Source organism: Polynucleobacter sp. 35-46-11 (assembly GCF_002281105.1).
This window is the reverse complement of sequence record NZ_NCFJ01000316.1, coordinates 1-2,983: the sequence shown is the minus strand read 5'-3', so window position 1 is coordinate 2,983 and position 2,983 is coordinate 1. Positions and strand designations below refer to the sequence as shown.

Below are 2,983 nucleotides of genomic sequence, written 5' to 3'. Positions count from 1 at the left end.
CCCTGATAGCGAATACGATCGTCTTTATCGAGAGTTGATCGATATTGAGGCTGCTCATCCTGAGTGGCTTACTTCTGATTCGCTCTCCCAAAGAGTTGGTGGCACTGCACTTAAAGAATTTGATTCGGTTACGCATACAGTGCCCATGCTGTCTTTAAACAATGCGTTTGAAGATGTTGAGCTCATTGCCTTTGATCGTCGTTGTCGTGAAGGCCTTCATGTTGACCAAGTGGACTATGCGGGCGAACTCAAATTTGATGGCTTAGCAATCTCACTTCGTTACGAGTATGGCTCACTAGTTAGGGCTGCTACGCGTGGTGATGGTGCTAGCGGTGAGGATGTCACAGCGAACATCAAAACTATTCGTGCAATTCCATTAAAACTATCTGGTAACAATATTCCTGCTGTATTAGAGGTACGCGGTGAAGTCTTTATGTACCTCAAAGACTTCCAGAAAATGAATGCGCAAGCAGCATCTCAAGGTGAAAAAGAGTTTGCCAATCCCCGCAATGCTGCAGCAGGCAGTCTGCGCCAACTCGATTCCAAGATCACCGCCAAAAGACCGCTCTCATTCTTTGCTTATGGATTTGGAGCGCTAGAACCACAATCTTGGCTCCCCAAAACGCATGAAGAATTACTCAATGCTTACGTCAAACTGGGATTACCAGTTTGTTCGGAGCGCCGAGTACTCAAATCTGTAGATGAGATATTGGCTTTCTATGAGGTAGTTGGTGCCAAGCGCGATTCTTTGCCTTACGATATTGATGGTGTGGTCTATAAGGTCAACTCGTTTGCAGAACAGTCCAAGTTGGGCTTTGTTTCTAGAGCCCCACGTTTTGCATTGGCTCATAAGTTTCCAGCGCAAGAGGCCTTAACAACCGTGCTTGGCATTGATGTGCAAGTAGGACGTACAGGCGCCATCACACCAGTCGCAAGGCTTGCTCCCGTGGAGGTCGGTGGAGTCACCGTGACGAACGCTACTCTCCATAATGAAGATGAAGTCAAACGTAAAGATGTGCGTATTGGCGATACCGTTTCCGTTAGAAGGGCGGGAGATGTGATTCCTGAAGTAGTTTCAGTGGTTAAAGAGCGTAGACCTGCCAATGCAACAGAATTTGTAATGCCAACAAACTGCCCCGTATGTGATTCACATATAGAGCGTTTGGCAGACGAAGCAGTCGCACGTTGCAGTGGCGGGCTATTCTGCGGCGCGCAGCGTAAGCAGGCATTAATCCATTTTGCACATAGACGTGCATTAGATATTGAAGGTCTAGGAGAGAAGATTGTTGACCAGTTAGTTGATCACAATCTTGTGAGAACGCCAGCTGATCTCTATCGCCTTGGTTTTACTGCAATCGCCAACTTGGAGCGTATGGGTGAAAAGTCTGCCGATAATCTTATTGCAGCAATCAATCAATCTAGAAGCACGACGCTAGCTAGATTTATATTTGCCTTGGGCATTCGCCACGTCGGTGAAACCACCGCTAAAGATCTGGCTAATCACTATCAGTCCATGCATGCCCTTATGGATGCTACGCTCGAAGACTTGCTAACAGTAAAAGATGTTGGCCCTGTAGTGGCCGACTCCATCACCAGCTTTATGGAAGAGGCTCATAACCGCGAAGTCATTGAGCAACTCTTGGCTTCAGGTATGCAACTCTCCGTCGAAGAAAAAGTCATCAGCGCCGCCGTTGCAGGTAAAACCTTTGTACTCACAGGTACATTCCCAACTATGACAAGGGATGAAGCCAAAGATCTTCTTGAAAAAGCAGGCGCAAAAGTTGCGGGTTCAGTCTCCAAGAAAACAGACTATGTAGTAGCGGGTACAGACGCGGGAAGCAAACTCACTAAAGCAGAAGAGCTTGGCATTCCCGTTATTGATGAGGCAGCTATGGTGGATCTTCTTAAGTAGGGGGATTCCTACTGAATAATCGGCTTTGCGCTGGTAGATTCTTTTAATAAGATTTCATTCTTTGCCCGCCAACATGCTTGATCTCATATCTTCTGCAGCTACCCACTCGCCACTTAAGGCTGTCTGCGATCTGGTTCTCTCTTCAAGTGACCCTTATTCACGATCCATCAAGCAGGGTCACATCACAGCAAGTGGTTTGGTTATCAAGGATGATAGCGTTCTCCTTATTTTCCATCCGTACATCAGGCAATGGTTACAGCCTGGTGGCCATATTGATCATGGAGAGGAGCCTATTCAGGCAGCAATTCGTGAGGTCTTTGAAGAGACTGGCGTAGTTTGTCAATCTTTCAGTGGATTCTTAGATCCTGTAGATATTGATCTGCATGAGATACCCGAGAATCCAAAAAAAGGAGAGGGCGAGCATTTGCACATTGATCTTTTATTTGTATTGCAGATGATTGAAGAGCGAGAATCTCCCGAGGGGATTGAAAAGGCTTGGGTATCTTTTGATCAAATTACTAGCCCGCGTATTAAACGGGCATTACAAAAGCTACAAGATTAAGCTTAGACCCCTAATGCCTCTAGCAAATCCGTTTCCAATAAGATCTGCAGTTTAGGGTTCTTGCTCAAGTTAGCCGCATCCAATAGGAAAACGTCTTCTACGCGCTCGCCCAAGGTATTGATGCGCGCAGTGTGTAATGAGACTTGGTGCTTAGCCAAGACTCTAGAGATTGCATAGAGTAAGCCGGTGCGATCACTTGCGGAAAGGGAGAGTGCATAGTACTGACCGCGTTCATCCGGGATCATGTGCACACGTGGTTGGATTGGGAAGGTGCGAGACTGTCTTGAGAGCCTTCCCATGCTGGGAGATGGCAAAGGATCGCTGTTTTGCAATGCAGCTGTTAGCTCATATTCAACCAGCTGAATGAGGTCGCGGTAACTGCCGCCTTCATCAACTAAGTTACTGCCAGAGATCTGGAAAGTATCCAGTGCATACCCATGCTTCGTCGTATGAATGCGGGCATCCCAAATCGAGAAACCGTGGCGCTCAAAGTAGGCGCAAATTCTGGC

At 47.0% G+C, this 2,983-nt stretch carries 2 protein-coding genes and 1 pseudogene; 2 read left to right on the top strand and 1 reads right to left on the bottom strand.

Annotated elements, in window-relative coordinates; all coding sequences use genetic code 11:
• Positions 1–1,912: NAD-dependent DNA ligase LigA (gene ligA, locus B7Y67_RS14165; protein WP_293599199.1), on the top strand; the 1,912-nt coding region annotated here is incomplete at its 5' end.
• 73 nt (positions 1,913–1,985) lie between these two features.
• A complete protein-coding gene (locus B7Y67_RS14160) occupies positions 1,986–2,474 on the top strand; it encodes an NUDIX domain-containing protein (protein WP_293599198.1) in 489 nt (162 codons plus the stop codon).
• Between the two features lie 2 nt (positions 2,475–2,476).
• On the opposite strand, the pseudogene B7Y67_RS14155 reads toward B7Y67_RS14160, so the two are convergent.
• Positions 2,477–2,983: pseudogene (locus B7Y67_RS14155) on the bottom strand (bifunctional uridylyltransferase/uridylyl-removing protein); the annotation flags it as partial.